The organism is Nocardia sp. NPDC004722 (genome assembly GCF_053601505.1).
Genome location: NZ_JBSGBY010000072.1, coordinates 1 through 20,546, shown reverse-complemented (window position 1 = coordinate 20,546; position 20,546 = coordinate 1). Strand labels below are relative to the sequence as shown.

1 protein-coding gene and 1 pseudogene are annotated in these 20,546 nt (G+C 69.5%); one reads left to right on the top strand and one right to left on the bottom strand.

Translation table 11 applies throughout. From position 1 onward, the window contains the following. A partial coding sequence (locus tag ACWELQ_RS10470) for a LysR family transcriptional regulator (protein WP_452396753.1) occupies window positions 1-82 on the bottom strand: 82 nt, incomplete at its 3' end. Between the two features lie 14 nt (window positions 83-96). On the opposite strand from ACWELQ_RS10470, the pseudogene ACWELQ_RS10465 reads away from it, so the two are divergent. Continuing rightward, window positions 97-20,546, top strand: a pseudogene (locus ACWELQ_RS10465) (non-ribosomal peptide synthase/polyketide synthase); the annotation flags it as partial.

Sequence of the window (20,546 nt, the reverse complement as noted above, 5' to 3'; positions counted from 1 at the left end):
CGGTCAATTCGACATTGCGGGTGGTCCGGGAGAACAACACCACGTCCATCGCGTGCTCGAGCTGTTTGATCTGGGTGCTCAAGCCCTGCTGGGACCTGGAACGACACCGCCTTCGACGTGGACGCCGCCCTGGCGGCGGTCGTCCCGTCCTCGGTGGCGGAGCCGAACACGCTGGTCGCGCTGTTCGAGGCGCAGGCACTGCGGACGCCTGACGCGATTGCCGTCAGCTTCGAGGGGACGAGTCTGTCCTACGCCGAGTTCGGCGCGCAGGTGCATCGCCTGGCCCGCTGGCTCATCGAACGTGGCGTCGGCGCGGAATCGTTTGTGGCGCTGGGTATGCGGCGCTCCATCGATCTCGTGGTCGGCATGTACGCGGTGGCCGTGACCGGCGCCGCCTACGTGCCGCTGGACCCGGATCACCCGGCCGAGCGCATCGAGTACATCCTCGAGACCGCCGACCCGGTCACGGTCCTGACCTCCGGTGAGGATCTGGCCATCGACACCGCGCAGGTGCGCATCGACAAGCTGGAGTTGAGCGCCTATTCGGCGGCCCCGCTGCGCGAGGCGGAACGGCGTGCGCCGCTGCGGGATTCGAATACCGCGTACGTCATCTTCACCTCCGGTTCGACCGGTCGGCCCAAGGGTGTGGCGGTGCCGCACTCGGCCATCGTCAACCGCCTGCTGTGGATGCAGGGCGAGTACGGGCTGACCGCCGACGATGTGGTGCTGCAGAAGACCCCGGCCACCTTCGACGTGTCGGTGTGGGAGTTCTTCTGGCCCTTGCAGATCGGCGCGCGCCTGGCCATCGCCAAGCCGGAAGGCCATCGCGATCCGGCCTACCTCGCGGATCTCATTGCCCGCGAAGGCGTCACGGTCACCCACTTCGTGCCCTCGATGCTCGCGGTGTTCGTGGCCGAGGAGTCGGCCGCGCAGTGCACCAGCCTGCGCATGGTCTTCGCCTCCGGTGAGGCGCTCACGGCCAAGCCGTCGCACAAGCTGCGCGCGCTGACCGGTGCCGAGCTGCACAACCTCTACGGTCCGACCGAAGCCGCCGTCGACGTCACTTACCACCAGGTCGTCGACGCCGACGTGGACTCGGTGCCGATCGGCCGCCCGGTGTTCAACACCCAGGTGTACGTGCTGGATTCGCGACTGCGGCCGGTGCCTGTGGGCGTCGCGGGTGAGCTCTACCTGGCGGGCGTGCAGCTGGCGCGCGGCTATGTGGCGCGCCCGGATCTGTCCTCGGATCGCTTCGTGGCCAACCCGTTCGCCGACGGCGAGCGCATGTACCGCACCGGTGACCTCGTGGTCTGGACCGCGGACGGCGAACTGGACTACATCGGCCGCACCGACTTCCAGGTCAAGCTGCGCGGTCTGCGCATCGAGCTCGGCGAGATCGAATCCGCGCTCACCGCACTGGATTCCATCGCGCAGTCGGTGGTCGTGGTGCGCAGCGACGTGCACACCGGCGATCAGCTGGTCGGCTACGTCATCCCGGCCGCCGGGCAGACCGTCGACGTGGAGAAGGTCCGCGTCGAGGTCGGCGAGCGCGTGCCGTCCTACATGGTGCCGTCGATCCTGATGGTGCTCGACGAGTTCCCGCTCAACGCCTCCGGAAAGCTGGACCGCAAGGCGCTGCCCGCGCCGGTGTTCGAGGCGGCGGTGTTCCGCGCCCCGGTCACCCCGGTCGAGCAGATCGTGGCCGGTGTCTTCGGCGAGATCCTCGGGCTGGAGCGGGTCGGTCTCGACGACGACTTCTTCGCCCTCGGCGGCAACTCGCTCATCGCCACCCAGGTGGCGGCGCGCCTGTCGGCCGCGCTGGACGCCCACCTGGGCGTCCGCGAGATCTTCGAGGCGTCGACCGTGGCCGCGCTCGCGGCCCGCGCCGAAACCCATTCCGGCGCAGGGGCTCGCGAGAAGCTGACCGCGCAGCAGCGGCCCGAGCGGCTGCCGCTGTCGCTGGCGCAGCAGCGCATGTGGTTCCTCAACCGGTTCGATCCCGAATCGGCCGTGGACAACATCCCGGCGGCCGTGCGGCTGTCGGGTCTGGTGGACCGCCAGGCCCTGCAGATCGCGGTGGCCGACGTGCTCGCGCGCCACGAATCGCTGCGCACCCGCTACCCGGAGATCGACGGGCAGGCGTTCCAGGAGATCGTCCCGACCGGCCAGGTCATTCCGGATCTGACCCCGGTCGAGGTCGCCGAAGCCGGACTGCCGCAGGCGCTTTCGGCGTTCCTGCTGACCGGCTTCGACGTCACCGCCGAGGTGCCGTTCCGGGCGCGACTGTTCGAGATCAGCCCCACCGAGCACGTGCTCGCGCTGGTGGTGCACCACATCTCGGCCGACGGCTTCTCCATGGGCCCGCTCACCCGCGACGTGATGACCGCCTACGGCGCGCGCGTCGAGGGCGGCGAACCGGGTTGGCAGGCACTGGAAGTCCAGTACGCCGACTTCGCGCTGTGGCAGCGCTCGGTGCTCGGCGACGAGCGCGACCCCGAATCGGTGATCTCCCAGCAGATCTCGTACTGGCGCGACTCGCTGGCCGGGCTGCCGGATCAGCTGGAGCTGCCCGCCGACCGGCCGCGGCCCGCGGTCGCCTCCGGCAAGGGCGCGACCCACGTCTTCACCATCGACGCCGAAACCCACGCCAAGCTCGGCGAACTCGCCCGCACCCGTGGCGCGACGCTGTTCATGGTCATGCACTCGGCGCTGGCCGTGCTGCTCTCGCGCCTGTCGGGCGAGCAGGACATCGCCATCGGTACCCCGGTCGCCGGTCGTGGCGAACGCGCGCTCGACGACCTGATCGGCATGTTCGTCAACACCCTGGTGCTGCGCACCGAGGTGGACGGCGGCCGCGGGTTCACCGAGCTGCTGGATGCGGTGCGCGCCACCGACATCCAGGCCTTCGGCCACGCCGACCTGCCCTTCGAGCGCCTGGTCGAGATCCTCAACCCGGCCCGCTCGCAGGCGCGGCACCCGCTGTTCCAGGTGATGCTGTCGTTCCAGAACACCGGCATCACCGAACTGGAACTGCCCGGCCTGACGGTCAGCGCGGTCGACCTGCCCATCGACACCGCCAAGTTCGACCTCCAGCTGGTGCTGACCGAGCAGCTCGGCACCGCCGAGGGCAACGGCCACGCCGCGGCTCCCGCAGGCATCGCCGCCGAGCTCATCTACGCCACCGACCTGTTCGACGCGGCCACCATGGCCCGCTTCGGCGAGCGGTTCGCGTTGCTGCTCAAGGCCATCGCCGCGCATCCGGAGCGTGCGGTTGGCGATATCGACCTGCTCGAACCGGCCGAGCGCACCCTGGTGCGCCACACCTGGAGCCGCAACACCGGATCGGTGAGCGGGCTGCTCGCCGAGCGCACCGGCGCGGTCCTCGACGACGACCCGGCGCTGGGCTGGGCCGACGTGGCGGAAAGCGTGCTGGCCGACGCCCTGCACTTCGCCTCCGGCGACGCCGCGAACACGCTGCTGAGCCAGTTCGAGGCGCAGGCGGCGCGGACGCCCGAAGCGGTCGCGCTCAGCTTCGAGGGGACAGCTCTGTCCTACGGCGAGTTCGCTGCTCGCGTGCACCGGCTGGCCCGGCATCTGATCGCGTCGGGTGTCGGCCCGGACACACTGGTGGCGTTGGGTATTCGCCGCTCCACCGATCTGGTGGTGGCGATGTATGCGGTGCTGGCCGCCGGTGGCGCGTACGTGCCGCTGGACCTGGATCAGCCTGCCGACCGTATCGAGTACGTGCTCGAGACCGCGCAGCCGGTGGCGGTTCTGACCACTTCGCGTGACGGCTTCGGTTACGACGCCGCGCCGGTGCTGGTCGTCGACGCCCTCGATGTCAGCGGTTACTCCGATGCTGTGGTTTCCGACGCGGATCGTGTTGCGCCGCTGCGGTCTTCTAATGCCGCGTACGTCATCTTCACCTCCGGTTCGACCGGTCGTCCGAAGGGTGTGGCGGTTTCGCACGCCGCTGCCGTCAACCAGATCGCCTGGATTACTTCCGAATACGCGCTTTCTGCCGACGATGTGGTGCTGCTCAAGACGCCGCAGACCTTCGACGTGTCGGTGTGGGAGCTGTTCGGTCCGCTGGCCGTCGGTGGCCGGATGGTCGTCGCCACGCCGGACGGGCATCGCGATCCCGGTTATCTGGCGGAAGTCATTGCGGCCGAGCACGTCACGATCACGTCGTTCGTGCCGTCCATGCTCAGTGTCTTCGCGACGAGTGTCGACGCGGCGCAGCTGTCGTCGCTGCGGGCGCTGCTGATCGCCGGTGAGGCGTTCACCTCGGATGTGGTGCACGCGTTCCGCAAGGTCAGCGCTGCTGAGCTGCACAACCTTTACGGTCCGACCGAGTTCACGGTCCACGCCACCTACGCGCCGGTCGCGGACGATGTGCAGGGCGCGGTGCCGATCGGTCGCCCGGTGTGGAATGCGCAGGCGTACATCCTGGATGCGCGTTTGCACCCGGTCGCTCCCGGTGTCGCGGGTGAGCTGTACCTCGCCGGTAGCCAGCTCGCGCGTGGTTACGTCGGTCGTGCGGATCTGACCGCTGACCGATTCGTCGCCAACCCGCTGGGCTTCGGTGAACGCATGTACCGCACCGGTGACCTGGTGCGCTGGAACGCGGACGGCTCCATTACCTACCTCGGTCGCACCGACTTCCAGGTGAAGTTGCGTGGTCTGCGGATCGAGCTGGGTGAGATCGAGTCCGCGCTGACCGGACACGAGTCGGTGGCCCAGGCCGTCGTGGTCATGAACTCCGATCCGCGTACCGGTGACCGCCTCGTCGGCTACGTGGTGCCGTCCGCCGGAGCCGTCGATATCGACGCCCTGCGTGCGCACCTGTCCGCGCAGCTGCCGTCCTACATGGTCCCGGCCGCGCTGGTGTCGCTGGATGCCATGCCGCTCAACGCCAATGGCAAGCTCGACCGTCGCGCCCTGCCCGAGCCGGAGTTCGAGGCGCGCGAGTTCCGTGCCCCCGCGACCCCGGCCGAGGAGAACGTCGCGGCCGTGTTCGCCGAGGTGCTCGGCACCGAGGCCGCCATCGGTCGCGATGACGACTTCTTCGAGCTGGGCGGCAACTCGCTCATCGCCACCCAGGTGGTCGCCCGCCTGGGCGCGGTGCTGGACACCCGCATCCCGGTGCGCGTGCTGTTCGAGGCCCCGACCGTGGCCGGACTCGCCGCACGCCTGGAGACCGAGACCCGCACCGGCCGCCGCCCGGCCCTGGTGGCGGGGGAGCGGCCCGCCGAGATCCCGCTGTCGCTGGCACAGCAGCGCATGTGGTTCCTCAACCGCTTCGACACCGCCTCGGCCGTCAACAACATCCCCCTCGCGGTCCGCCTCACCGGCGACCTGAACGTGGACGCCCTGCTGGCCGCCGTCGAAGACGTGCTCGAGCGGCACGAGGTGCTGCGCACCGTCTACCCGGAGAACGCGGAAGGCCGTGGCGTGCAGGTCATCCTGCCCGCCGACCAGGTCCGTTTGGACTCGGCCGCCAACGCCGGCATCCACGGCGGCGGCACCGGCCTGTCCGCGGTCTCGGTGAACGAGGCCGACCTGCGCGAGCGCATCGCCGAACTGGTGCTGACCGGCTTCGACGTGACCGCCGCCGCCCCGGTGCGCGCCGGGCTGTTCCGGGTCGCCGACGCCGAGACCCCCACGCACGTCCTGGTTTTCGTGGTCCACCACATCTCCGGTGACGGCTGGTCGGTGCGACCGCTGGCCCGCGACGTCATGGTCGCCTACGCCTCGCGCGCCAATGGCGAAGCGCCGCAGTGGGCTCCGCTGCCGGTGCAGTACGCCGACTTCGCGCTGTGGCAGCGCGAGACCCTCGGCGACGAGGACGACGCCGAATCGCTGATCTCCCAGCAGGTGTCGTACTGGAGCAGCGAACTGGCCGGACTGCCCGACCAGATCGACCTGCCCTCGGACCGTCCCCGCCCGGCGGTGGCATCCAATGCCGGTGGCGTGTACGAGTTCTCGATCGACGCCGACCTGCTGGCCGGGCTCAACGGCCTGGCCCGCGGGCACGGCGCCTCGCTGTTCATGGTCGTGCACGCGGCCTTCGCGGCCCTGCTGGCGCGACTGTCGAACGGCGACGACATCGCCATCGGCACCGCGGTCGCCGGTCGCGGCGAGCAGGAGATCGACGACGCCATCGGCATGTTCGTCAACACCCTGGTGCTGCGCACGGCCGTCGGCTCCGGCGAGACCTTCGCCGAGCTGCTGGCCCGCACCAAGGACACCGACCTGGCCGCCTTCGGCCACGCCGACCTGCCCTTCGAGCGCCTGGTGGAGATCCTCAACCCGGCTCGCTCGCAGGCCCGGCATCCGCTCATCCAGGTCATGCTGTCGTTCCAGAACACCGGCGCGACCACCTTCGCCCTGCCCGGGCTCGAGGTCGCCGGGGTGCCGCTGGACGTGGTCACCGCCAAGTTCGACCTGCACCTCAACCTCACCGAGCGGGCCGAAGGCGACGGCATGACCGCCGAATTCGCCTACGCCACCGACATGTTCGACGCGGCCACCGTGGCCGGGTTCGGGGCGCGCCTGGTGCGCCTGCTGTCGGCCGTGGTCACCGAACCGGCCGCGCTGGTCGGCGATATCGAACTGCTCGACGACGCCGAGCGCCGTCAGGTGCTGCGTGGCTGGAACGCCACCGAATACGACGTCAAGCGGGTCGCGCTGGGCGGCAAGAAGGTCGCCGCCGAGGTCACCCTGGCGTCGATGTTCGAGCAGCAGGCCAAGCAGACGCCGAAGCTGACCGCGCTGGTGTTCGAGGGCGAGAGCCTGACCTACGGCGAGTTCGCGTCCCGGGCGCACCGCCTGGCCCGGCACCTCATCGCCGAGGGCGTCGGCCCGGATTCCTATGTGGCCCTGGGCATGCGCCGCTCCTTCGACCTGCTGGTCGGCATGTACGCCGTCACGCTGGCCGGCGGCGCGTACGTGCCGCTGGATCCCGACCACCCGGCCGAGCGCAACCAGTACGTGCTCGACACCGCGCGGCCGGTGTGCGTGCTCTCCACCAGCCGCGACGGCTTCGAAACCAGCACGCGCACACTGCTGATCGACGAGCTGGACGTCTCCGGTCACTCGGATGCCCCGATCACCGACGCGGACCGCGTCGCCCCGCTGCGCGGCGACAACACCGCGTACGTGATCTTCACGTCGGGTTCGACCGGCCGCCCGAAGGGTGTGGCGGTCAGCCACTCCGCCATCGTCAATCGCCTGGTCTGGATGCAGACCGAGTACAACCTCTTCGACGACGATGTGGTGCTGCAGAAGACGCCCGCCACCTTCGACGTGTCGGTGTGGGAGTTCTTCTGGCCCTTGCAGATCGGCGCGACGCTGGTCATCGCCAAGCCGGACGGCCACCGCGATCCGGCCTACCTGGCGGATCTGATCATCGAGACCGGTGTCACCACCGCGCACTTCGTGCCGTCGATGATGTCGGTGTTCGTGGCCGGGCTGGAAGCCAACCCGGACAAGGCCGCCGCGCTCACTTCGCTGGCACAGGTGTTCGCCTCCGGTGAGGCGCTGCCCGCGCCGACCGCGCAGAAGCTGCGCGAGCTGACCGGGACTCGGGTGCACAACCTGTACGGCCCGACCGAGGCCGCGGTCGACGTCACCTACCACGAGGTCACCGATGCCGACACGCTGTCGGTGCCGATCGGTGCGCCGGTGTTCAACACCCGTGTGTACGTGCTGGATTCGCGTCTGCACCCGGTCGCCCCGGGTGTCGCGGGTGAGCTGTACCTGTCGGGCGTGCAGCTGGCGCGCGGCTATGTCGCGCGCCCCGACCTGACCGCGGACCGCTTCGTCGCGGACCCGTTCCACGCTGGTGAGCGCATGTACCGCACCGGCGACCTGGTCAAGTGGACCGGTCGCGGGGAGATCGAATACCTGGGCCGCACCGACTTCCAGGTGAAGCTGCGCGGTCTGCGCATCGAGCTCGGCGAGATCGAATCGGCGCTCACCGCCGTCGAATCCATCGCCCAGTCGGTGGTCGTGGTCCGCAGCGACGAGCGGCTCGGCGAACAGCTGGTCGGCTATGTCATCCCGGCCGCCGGGCACAGCGTCGATGTCGAGGCCGTGCGCGCCGAACTGCACGACGGCCTGCCCGGCTACATGGTGCCGACCGCGTTCGTGGTGTTGGAAGCCTTCCCGCTCAATGCTTCCGGCAAGTTGGATCGCAAGCAGCTGCCCGCGCCGGTGTTCGAGGCCAAGGTCTTCCGTGCCCCGTCCACCCCGATCGAGGAGATCGTGGCGGGCATCTTCACCGATGTGCTCGGCGTCGGCCGGGTCGGCATGGACGACGACTTCTTCGAGCTCGGCGGCAACTCGCTGATCGCCACTCAGGTCACCGCCCGTCTCGGCGCGGCCCTGGACACTCAGCTGGCGGTCCGCGATCTGTTCGAAGCGTCCACCGTCGCGGCGCTGGCCGCACGGGTGGAACGCAATGCCGGATCCGGGCGGCGTCCGCGCCTGGTCGCCGGTGAGCGGCCCGCGACGCTGCCGCTGTCCCCGGCCCAGCAGCGGTACTGGTTCCTCAACCAGTTCGACACCAGCACTTCGGCCGTCGACAACATTCCGCTGGCGGTGCGCTTCACCGGTGCGCTGGACCTGTACGCCATGCAGCAGGCCATCGGCGATGTGATCGCACGGCACGAGGTGCTGCGCACGGTCTACCCGCGCACCGCCGAAGGCCCGCACCAGGTAGTGCTGTCCACCGCGCAGACCGACCTGACGCTGGTGCCCGAGGACGTGACCGAGGCCGAACTGCTCGGCAAGGTCATCGAATTCGCCATGACCACCTTCGACGTGACCGTCGAGGTGCCGCTCGCCGTCAAGATGTTCCACATCTCCGACAGCGAGACAACCCAGCACGTGCTGGCTTTCACCGTCCACCACGTCTCCGCCGACGGCTCCTCCATGGGCCCGATGGCGCGCGACATCATGGCCGCCTACGTGGCCCGCGCCAACGGCGATGTGCCGCAGTGGACTCCGCTGCCGGTGCAGTACGCCGACTACGCGCTGTGGCAGCGCGAGGTGCTCGGCCGCGAGGACGACGCCGAATCGCTTGCCGCCAAGCAGGTCTCGTACTGGACCCGCGCGCTGGCCGGACTGCCCGACCAGCTGGAACTGCCCACCGATCGGCCGCGCCCGCCGGCGCAGTCCTTCCACGGCAAGGCGCTGCGCTTCGACATCGACGCCGAGCGCCACGCCAAGCTGCACGAACTGGCGCGCGCCAACAACGCGTCGCTGTTCATGGTCGTGCACGCCGCCCTCGCGGTGCTGCTGGCCCGGCTCTCGGGCACCGAGGACATCGCGGTCGGCACCCCGATCGCGGGCCGCGGTGAGCGCGAACTCGACGATCTGATCGGCATGTTCGTCAACACCCTGGTGTTCCGCACCCAGGTCGACGGCGCCGCGAGCTTCGCGCAGCTGCTCTCCGAGGTCCGCGAACGCGACCTCGAGGCATTCGCCAACGCCGACGTGCCGTTCGAGCGGCTCGTCGAGGTGCTCAACCCGGTGCGCTCCACCGCGCGCAACCCGCTGTTCCAGGTGGGCCTGTCGTTCCAGAACCTGGCCGAGACCGCCTTCGAACTGCCGGGCCTGCACGTGGCCGCGGTCGAATTCGACTCGCAGCTGGCCAAGACCGATCTCCAGGTCACCCTGTACGACCGGTACACCGAGGACGGCGCACCGGCGGAAATCCTCACCGAATTCGGTTACGCCACCGACCTGTTCGACGAATCGACCATCCAGTCCTTCGCGGACCGGTTCGTGCGGGTGCTCGACGCCATCCTGGCGGACACCAGCGTCGCGGTCGGCGATCTCGACCTGCTGGACGACGCCGAGAACGACCGGATCCTGAAGCGCTGGAACAACACCGGCCAGGACGTGGACTCGGTATTCCCGAATGCGTCGCAGGCCACGCTGGTCTCGCTGCTGGACAAGGCGGTCGCCGACGACGCGAAGGCCGTCGCCATCGTCGCCGACACCGTCGACGGAGCGGAGTCGCTGACCTACGCCGAGCTGGATGCTCGCGTCAACCAGCTCGCCCGTGAGCTCATCGCGCGCGGCATCGGCACCGAAGACCGGGTGGCGCTTGCCATCCGGCGCTCCACCGATCTGGTGGTCGCCATGTACGCCGTCGCCAAGTCCGGTGCCGCCTACGTGCCGATCGATCCCGATCAGCCCGCCGAACGCGTCGGCTACATCCTCGAGACGTCCGCGCCCAAGGCCGTACTGACCACGGCCGCCGTCGGTTTCGAGACCGAACTGGCCGAGGTGCTGCGCATCGACGAGCTGGACCTGTCGGGCCACTCGGCCAAGCCGGTCAAGGCCGCCGAGCGGGTGCGGGAGCTCAACGCCGCCAACACCGCGTACATCATCTTCACCTCCGGTTCGACCGGCCGCCCGAAGGGTGTGGCGCTGCCGCACGGCGCGGTCGTGAACCAGTTGCTGTGGAAGGTCACCGAATTCGGGCTCGACCCGGCCGACGCGGTGCTGCTCAAGACCGCCGCCACCTTCGACCTCTCGGTGTGGGAGTTCTGGTCGGCCGTGGCCTGCGGTGGCCGCATGGTCATCGCCGCCCCGGACGGGCACAAGGACCCGGCCTACCTCAACGAGCTCATGGCGCGGGAATGGGTGACCACCCTGCACGTGGTGCCGTCCATGCTGGACGCGCTGCTCACCGACGGACTGCCGGACTCGCTGTGGCGCGTCCTGGCCATCGGTGAGGCGCTGCCCGGGCCGCTGGCGCTGCGCGTGCTGCGCGAGCGTCCGCGCACCGAGCTGTTCAACCTCTACGGCCCGACCGAGGCCGCGGTGTCCATCACCAACCACCGGGTCACCGAGCGCGACGAGCTGTCGGTGTCCATCGGCTCGCCCGAATGGAACTCCCAGGTGTACGTGCTGGATTCGCGGCTGCGGCCGGTGCCGGTGGGCGTGTCCGGTGAGCTGTACCTCGCCGGTGCCCAGCTGGCGCGCGGCTACTACGGCCGCCCGGACCTGACCTCGGATCGTTTCGTCGCGAACCCGTTCGCCGACAACGGTTCCCGCATGTACCGCACCGGTGACCTGGTGGCCTGGCAGGCCAACGGGGAGCTGGAGTACCGGGGCCGCACCGACTTCCAGGTGAAGATCCGCGGCTTCCGCATCGAGCTCGGCGATATCGAGACCGCGCTGCTGCGCGTCGATGCCATCGCGTCGGCGGCCGTGGTCGCGCACACCGACCCGGTGCTGGGCGACCGCCTGGTGGCCTACGTGGTCGGCGTCGACGGTGAGCCCGACAAGCAGCAGTTGCAGTCGGCGCTGGCCGCGGAACTGCCGTCGTACATGATCCCGTCGGTCTTCATGCCGCTGGAGGCGTTGCCGCTCAACGCCAATGGCAAGCTCGACCGCAAGGCGCTGCCGGAGCCCACCTTCGAGAAGGCGGTCTTCCGCGCACCCGTCAGCCCGATCGAGCAGATCGTGGCTGGCGTGTTCGCCGACGTGCTGCGCGTCGAATCCGGGCGCATCGGCCTGGACGACGACTTCTTCCAGTGGGGCGGCAACTCGCTGCTCGCCACCCAGGTCGCCGCGCGCCTCGGCGAGGCGCTCAACACCCGGGTGCCGGTGCGACTGCTGTTCGAGGCGTCCACGGTCGCGGCGCTGGCCGCCCGCGTGGAACGCGACGCGGGCGCGGGCCGCAAGGCGCTGACCGCCGGACCGCGACCGGAGAACATTCCGCTGTCGCTGGCCCAGCAGCGCATGTGGTTCCTCAACCGCTTCGACACCGCCTCGGCGGCCTACAACGTGCCCGTCGCGGTGCGCCTGTCCGGCGCGCTCGACGAGGACGCGTTGCGCGCCGCCATCGCGGATGTGGTTGCCCGCCACGAGATCCTGCGGACCATCTACCCGCAGACCGAGGACGGCGCGGTGCAGGTCATCCTGCCGCCCGCGCAGGCCGTGCCCGAGCTCGAGGTGCGCACGGTCAGCCAGGACGAGGTCGTCGGCGCGGTGGTGGAGCTGACCTCCACCAGCTTCGACGTCACCGTCGAGGTGCCGATCAAGGTGGCGCTGTTCAAGATCGAAGGCTCGGAGACCGTCGCGGTCGTCGAGTCGGAAGCTGCCGCGCACGCCGCCGCCTACACCTTCGACTTCGCCGATATCGCGCCCACCGGGCAGTACCCGGTGGTGGACCCGAACGCCCCGGTGAGCGCGGAATACGTACTCGCCCTGGTGATCCACCACATCTCCGGTGACGGTTCCTCGGTGGCCCCGCTGACCCGCGACCTGATGACCGCCTACGCGGCGCGTTCCATCAAGCAGAAGCCGGGCTGGCAGCCGCTGGCGGTGCAGTACGCCGACTACTCCATCTGGCAGCGCGAACTGCTGGGTGACGAGAGTGATCCGGAATCCCTCGCCGCCAAGCAGGTCGCCTACTGGCGCAACGCCCTTGCCGGGCTGCCCGATCAGCTGGATCTCCCGGCCGACCGGCCGCGTCCGGCCGTGCAGTCCTTCGCGGGCGGCAAGATCGATGTCCGCATCGACGCCGAATTGCACAGCGGCCTGGTCGAATTGGCGCGCGCCGAGGGCGCGACGCTGTTCATGGTCGTGCACACCGCGCTCGCGGTGCTGCTGTCGCGGCTGTCCGGTTCCGACGACATCGCCATCGGCACCCCGATGGCCGGTCGTGGCGAGGCCGTGCTCGACGACCTGATCGGCATGTTCGTCAACACGCTGGTGTTCCGCACCACTGTGGAGGCGGGGGAGTCGTTCGCGGCGCTGCTGGGACGTCAGCGCGAGACCGACATCCAGGCGTACGCCAACGCCGACGTGCCGTTCGAGCGGCTCGTCGAGGTGCTCAACCCGGCCCGCTCCACCGCGCGGCACCCGCTGTTCCAGGTGGGTCTGTCCTTCCAGAACCTGACCCGCTCCACCCTGGAACTGCCCGGGTTGAGCGTGTCCGGCCTCGACGTGGACACTGAGCTGTCGCAGTTCGACCTGCACCTCATCGTCTCCGACCTCTACGGCGAAGACGGTGCGGCACAGGGCATCACGGGCATCCTGACCTACGCCACCGATATCTTCGACCGCGAGACCGTGGACGGGTTCGCGGAACGCTTCGTGCACCTGCTGCGCGCCATCGTGGCCGCGCCGCGCACCAACGTCGGCGCGATCGAACTGCTGGCCCCCGCCGAGCGGACCGAGATCCTCGAGGCGCGCAACGAGACCGCGCACCCGGTGGATTCGAACGCCACGCTGGTGTCGATGCTCAACGCGACGGTGCTGGCCAAGCCGACCGCCATCGCGCTCATCGGACCCGACGGGCAGACGCTGACCTACGCCGAACTCGCGGCGCGGGTCAACGGCCTGGCCCGGCACCTGATTTCGCTGGGCGTGGGCCCGGAAGCCCGGGTGGCGCTGGCGCTGCGGCGCTCGGTGGATCTGGTCGTCGCCATGTACGCGGTGTCGGTCGCCGGTGGCGCGTACGTGCCGGTCGATCCGGATCAGCCCGCAGAGCGGACCGGGTACATCCTGGAGACCGCCGCTCCGGTGTGCGTGCTGACCAATGCGGCCGCGGAGTTCACGACCGAGGTCGCGCCGCTGGTGTTCACGGACGAGATCGCGTCCGGGGCCAACCTCGGCCCGGTCACCGATCTCGAGCGGGTCGCACCGCTGCGGCCCGAGCACACCGCGTATGTCATCTTCACCTCCGGTTCGACCGGTCGGCCGAAGGGTGTGGCGCTGCCGCACAGCGCTATCGCCAACCAGTTGCAGTGGAAGACCGCGGAATTCGGGCTCGGTGCCGATGATGCGGTGCTGCTCAAGACGGCCGCGACGTTCGACCTTTCGGTGTGGGAGTTCTGGTCGGCCGCTGTGTCGGGTGGTCGTCTGGTGATCGCTTCGGCTGACGGGCATCGCGATCCGGGCTACCTCAACGAGTTGATGGCTCGGGAGCGGGTCACCACGTTGCATGTGGTGCCGTCGATGTTGGACTCGCTGCTCACCGAAGCCGAAGGGACGCTGAACGATTCACTGCGGCGCGTGCTGGCCATCGGTGAGGCGCTGCCCGCCTCGGTGGCGCAGCGCTTCCGTACAGGGAACCCGAACGCGGAACTGTTCAACCTCTACGGCCCGACCGAGGCCGCGGTGTCGATCACCTCGCATCTGGTCACCGATGCCGATGCCGGTGCGGTGTCGATCGGTGTGCCGGAATGGAACTCGCAGGTCTACGTCCTCGACGCACGCCTCAACCCCGTGCCCGACGGTGTCTCCGGTGAGCTCTACCTCGCCGGTGCGCAGTTGGCGCGTGGCTACTTCGCGCGACCGGATCTGACCGCGGATCGTTTCGTGGCCAATCCGTTCGCGGTTGGTGAGCGCATGTACCGCACCGGTGACCTGGTCGCCTGGAACGACGGCGAGCTGGATTACCGGGGTCGTACGGACTTCCAGGTGAAGATCCGTGGTTTCCGTATCGAGTTGGGTGAGATCGAGGCGGCGTTGCTCGCGTTGCCGGAGGTCGCGCAGACCGCCGTCATCGCCAAGCAGGATGCCCGCACGGGTGACCGCCTGGTCGCCTACCTCGTGCCGTCCGGCTCGGGTGTGGATGTGCCGCTGGTGAAGTCGGCGCTGAGCTCGGCGCTACCGTCCTACATGGTGCCGTCGGCGTTCGTGGTCCTGGACGCCCTGCCGCTCAACGTGAACGGCAAGCTGGATCGCAAGGCGCTGCCGGAGCCCGAGTTCGAGACCACCGCCTTCCGCGCGCCGTCCACCCCGATCGAGGAGATCGTGGCGGGCGTCATCGCGGAGGTCCTCGGGGTCGAGCGGGTCGGTGCCGACGACGACTTCTTCGCCCTCGGCGGCAACTCGCTGCTCGCCACCCAGGTCGCCGCGCGCATCGGCGCGGCCCTGGACGCGCGGGTGCCGGTGCGCGCCGTGTTCGAGGCGTCGACCGTCGCCGGACTGGCCGCCAAGGTCGAACAGCACGCCGGCGCGGGAGATCGCAAGGCGCTCACCGCCGGACCGCGTCCGGAGAATGTGCCGCTGTCGCTGGCACAGCAGCGCATGTGGTTCCTCAACCAGTTCGACACTGCCTCGGCCGCCTACAACGTGCCCGTCGCGGTGCGGCTGACCGGCGCGCTGGATGTCGAGGCGCTGCAACAGGCCGTGGCCGACGTGATCGGCCGCCACGAGACGCTGCGCACCATCTACCCGCAGGTGAACGGTGCCGCGACACAGGCGATCGTGCCTGCCGCGCAAGTGGTTCCGGATCTGACGCCGATCGCGGTGTCGGTGGACGAGGTGACCGAGCGGATCGCGGCGGTGATCGGCACCGGCTTCGACGTGACCGTCGAGGTTCCGGTGCACGCCAAGCTGTTCCGGGTCGACGGGGCCGACGAGGTCGAGCACGTGCTCGTGTTCGTCACCCACCATATCGCCGCCGACGGCTGGTCCATGGGCCCGCTCACCCGCGACGTCATGGTGGCCTACGCCTCCCGCGCCGCCGGTGTCGAGCCCGGCTGGGCACCGCTGCCCGTGCAGTACGCGGACTTCTCGATCTGGCAGCGTGAGCTGCTGGGTGCCGAGGACGACGCCACCAGTCTCATTGCCTCGCAGGCCGATTACTGGCGCACCGCGCTGGCCGACCTGCCCGACGAACTGAACCTGCCCTCGGATCGGCCGCGCCCCAACGCGCAGTCCTTCCGCGGCGGCCGGGTGCTGTTCCCGATCGGCAACGACCTGCACCGCGGCCTGCAGCAGATCGCGCGCACCAACAACGCGACCATGTTCATGGTCGTGCACACGGCGCTCGCGGCCTTCCTGGCCCGGCTGTCCGGCACCACCGACATCGCCATCGGCGCGCCCATCGCGGGCCGTGGCGAGGCCGAGCTGGACAACCTGATCGGCATGTTCGTCAACACCCTGGTGCTGCGCACCGAGGTGACCGGGCGCGAGAGCTTCACCGAACTGCTGGCGCGCGCCAAGGACAGTGACCTGCAGGCGTTCGCGCACGCCGACATTCCGTTCGAGCGGCTCGTCGAGCTGCTCAACCCGGAACGTTCCACCGCGCGGCACCCGCTGTTCCAGGTGGCGCTGTCGTTCGAGAACCTGCCCGACAGCTCCTTCGAGCTGCCCGCCCTGCGGGTCGCGGCGGTCGAGTTCGAGAACGAGGTCGCCAAGTTCGACCTCCAGCTCACGCTGACCGAGGCCGAGCCGGGCAAGGGCATGTACGCCGAATTCGGCTACGCCCGTGACCTGTTCGACCAGGCCACCGTGGAAGGCTTCGCGGAGCGGTTCACCCGACTGCTGGGTGAGATCGTCGCCGCGCCGCGGACCCCGGTCGGCGATCTGTCGATCCTGGCCGACGACGAGCGCGCGGACCTGATCTCGCGCACCGGCGGTCCGGCGATCACGCCGCGCACCCTGCCCGAGCTGCTGGCCGACGCCGTCGCCAACAACCCGGTCGGCGAGGCGGTCGTCTTCGACGGGCAGGGCCTCGGCTACGCCGAACTCGACGCGGCCTCCTCGCGCCTGGCGCGGATGCTCATGGAACGCGGGGCCGGTCCGGAAACCCGGGTCGCCATCGCGATTCGGCGCTCGTTCGAATCGGTGCTGGCCATCTGGGCGGTCGCCAAGACGGGTGCGGCGTTCGTGCCGGTCGACCCGTCCTACCCGGCCGACCGCATCGCGCACATGGTCAACGACTCCGGCGCGGTGCTCGGCCTGACGGTCGACGCCGAGCTCGACGGGCTGCCGCCGGTCAAGAGCCTGGCGGGCTGGATCTCGCTCGACGATCCGATGGTGCACGCCGAAATCGCCTCGCACTCGGCCGAACCCGTCACCGACACCGAGCGCTGGGCTCCGGTGCGGCCGGAGCACGTCGCGTACGTGATCTACACCTCCGGCACCACCGGTGTGCCGAAGGGCGTCGTGGTCACCCACGCCGGTCTGGCCAACTTCGCGGTCGAGCAGGTCGTGCGGTACGGGCTGGACTCCGGTTCGCGGACACTGCATTTCGCGTCGCCGTCGTTCGACGCGTCCATCCTGGAGTTCCTGCTCGCCATCGGCGCGGGCGGCACCATGGTGGTCGTCGCGCCGGGTGTCTTCGGTGGCGCGGAACTGTCGGAGCTGATGCAGCGCGAGCGGGTCACGCACGCGTTCATCACCCCGGCGGCGCTGTCCACCTTCGATCCCAAGGGCTTGGACTCGCTGCGGGTGCTGGTCGCCGGTGGTGAAGCGGTGTCGCCGGATGTGGTGGCCAAGTGGGCGGTTCCGTTGCCGGACCGCACCGTTCGCGCCTTCCACAATGCCTACGGGCCGACCGAAGCCACCGTCGCCACCAATATCAGTGGCGCGCTGGCCGCGGGCGAACCGGTCACCATCGGTGGGCCGATCCGGGGCATGCGGGCCATGGTGCTCGACGCGCGGTTGCGCCCGGTGCCGGTCGGCGTCGCGGGTGAGCTGTACGTATCCGGTATTCAGCTGGCGCGCGGCTACCACGAGCGTCCGGGTCTGAGTGCCGAGCGGTTCGTCGCCGATCCGTACGCGGTCGGTGAGCGCATGTACCGCACCGGTGACGTGGTCCGTTGGACCGCCGACGGTGCCGTGGAATACGTGGGCCGCAACGACTTCCAGGTCAAGGTGCGTGGTTTCCGCATCGAACTGGGCGAGATCGACGCGGCGCTGGTTTCGCACGAGTCCGTCGACTTCGCGGTCACCGTGGGACACAAGACCGCTGCCGGTGCGACCGTGCTGGCGGCCTACGTGCTGCCGGTCGCGGGACAGACCATCGACATCGCCGCTCTGACAGAGCATGTCGCGGGTCGACTGCCGGAATACATGGTGCCGTCGGCGATCACGGTCCTCGACGCCATCCCGCTGACCCCCGCGGGCAAGCTGGATCGCCGGGCCCTGCCCGAACCGGTGTTCACCGCGCGCGACTTCCGCGCTCCCGTCACCGAGATGGAAGCGGCCATCGCGGAGGTCTTCGCGGAACTGCTCGGGGCCGAGCAGGTCGGCGCGGACGACTCGTTCTTCGCGCTCGGCGGCGACTCGATCCTGTCCATCCAGCTGGTCTCGGCGGCCAAGGCGCGCGGCATCGTGTTCTCGCCGCGCGACGTGTTCGACAAGCGGACCCCGGCCGGACTGGCCGAGGTCGCGACGCTGCGCGGGGAGACCGAGCAGGTCAAGCTGGCCGAGCTGCCCGGCGGCGGGGTCGGCGAGATCCCGCTGACGCCGATCATGCACGCGACGCTGTCGAGCGGGTCGTCGTTCGAACGGTTCTCGCAGACCATGCCGCTGCGCCTGCCGGACGGCATCGACCGGCAGACGCTGGTCGGGGCGCTGTCCGCGGTGTTCGATCACCACGACGTGCTGCGCTCGCGACTGCGCGGAAACGCCACGGACGGCTTCGAATTCGAGGTGCTGCCGCGCGGTGACATCGACGTCGACGCGCTGGTGCACCGGGTCGAGCTGGCCGGGGACGTCTCCGACGAGGAGCTGACCCGGGTCGGCAGCATCGAATTCGACGCGGCGCTGGGTCGCCTGGATCCGGCGAATGCCGTGATGGCGCAGTTCGTTTGGTTCGCCTTCGGCGGCTCGGACGAGACTCGCGTGCGTCGTGACGTGCTGCTGATCATCGCCCACCATCTGGTGGTCGACGGTGTGTCCTGGCGCATCCTGATTCCGGACCTGGGTCTGGCCTGGTCGCAGCTCGCCTTCGATCAGCCGCTGGCGCTGCCCGAGACCGGGACGTCGCTGCGGCGCTGGGCGCACGCGCTGGTCGAGGAGTCGCGCAATCCGGAGCGGGTCGCCGAACTGCCGTTCTGGCAGCGGGTCACCGAGACTCCCGATCCGCTGCTGGGCTCGCGGGCCTTCGATCCCAAGGTCGACACGTTCTCGACGCTCGAGCGGATCGAGGTCAGTGTTCCGGCCGCCGTCACCGAGGCCGTGCTCACCTCCGTCCCGGGTCTGTACCGGGGCGGCGTGAACGACGGTCTGCTCACGGCACTGGCCATGGCGGTCACCCGCTGGCGCGGTCAGACCGCGGGCGGTTCCGCGTTGATCAAGCTCGAAGGCCACGGCCGCGAAGAGGAAATCGTCGCGGGCGCGGATCTTTCGCGCACGGTCGGCTGGTTCACCGCGGCGTTCCCGGTCCGGCTGGACCTGGGCGACGCCGACCTCGGTGATGCCTTCGCGGGCGGAAAAGCCCTGGGCGACATCGTGAAATCGGTCAAGGAGCAGTTGCTGGCGCTGCCCGACAAGGGTCTGGGCTGGGGTCTGCTGCGCTACCTCAACCCCGAAACCGGTGCACAGCTCACGGATGTCGGGCAGATCAGCTTCAACTACCTGGGCCGCATGTCCGCGGGCGAGGTGCCCGAGGGCATGGCCGAACTCGGCTGGGTGCCCGTCGACGACCTGGGCCGCCTCGACGGCGACATGGACGCCGACATGCCCGCCAACGCCACCCTCGACATCAACGCCATCGTCACCGACGGCGAGGACGGCCCGCAGCTCGGTGCCGCCTTCTCCTTCCCGCGCGGGCTGCTCGAGCGGGAACGGGTGCAGGAGTTCGCGGATCTGTTCGTGGCGGCGCTGACCGCGCTGGCCACCCACGCCAAGCGGCCGGAGGCGGGCGGCTTCACGCCGTCGGATCTGCCGCTGGTGCGGGTCGGGCAGTCCGATATCGAGGTGTGGGAGAAGCAGTATCCGGCACTGTCGGATGTGTGGCCGCTCTCGCCGCTGCAGTCGGGTCTGTTGTTCCACGCGATGCTCACCCAGAACACGGTGGACGTCTACACCATTCAGACCGTGTTGGACCTGAGCGGTGTGGTGGACATCGACCGTTTGAAGGTGGCCGCGCAGGCCATTCTCGACCGGTACCCGAGCCTGCGGACCGCGTTCGTCACCGACTCCGACGGTCAGGCCCACCAGGTGGTGCTGGACCGGGTCGAGGCACCGTTCAAGGTCATCGATCTGACGGATCTGCCTGAGGGTGAACGCAATCCGCGCATGCGGGAGCTGATCGCCGTCGAGCAGGCCGAGCACTTCGACCTGTCCGCCGCGCCTTTGATGCGGTTCACGGTGTTCCGCATCAACGACGAGCTGGTGCACCTGGTGATCACCACCCACCACATCCTGGTGGACGGCTGGTCGATGCCGCTGCTCATGCGCGACCTGCTGGTGCTGTACGCGGTGCGTGGCGACCTGTCCGCGCTGCCGCGGGTGGCGTCGTTCCGCAACTACCTGGCCTGGCTGGCCGGGCGGGACCGCAACGAATCCCTGGACGCGTGGCAGCGCGCCCTGGCCGGGGTCAGCGAGCCGACCGCGCTCGCACCCGCCCCCAGCCGGGACGAGAACTACGAAATCGGCCGCCACACCCTGGATATCGACGCCGAACGCACCCGCGCGCTGTCCAAGCGCGCCGGGGAACTCAACGTCACGCTGAACACGCTCCCAAAGGGACCACGCGGACCTCCTGCCAAGGTCGAACTGATCAACGCACCCATATCCGAGAAGGTCAACGACGACGATTATCTGCGTCGTTA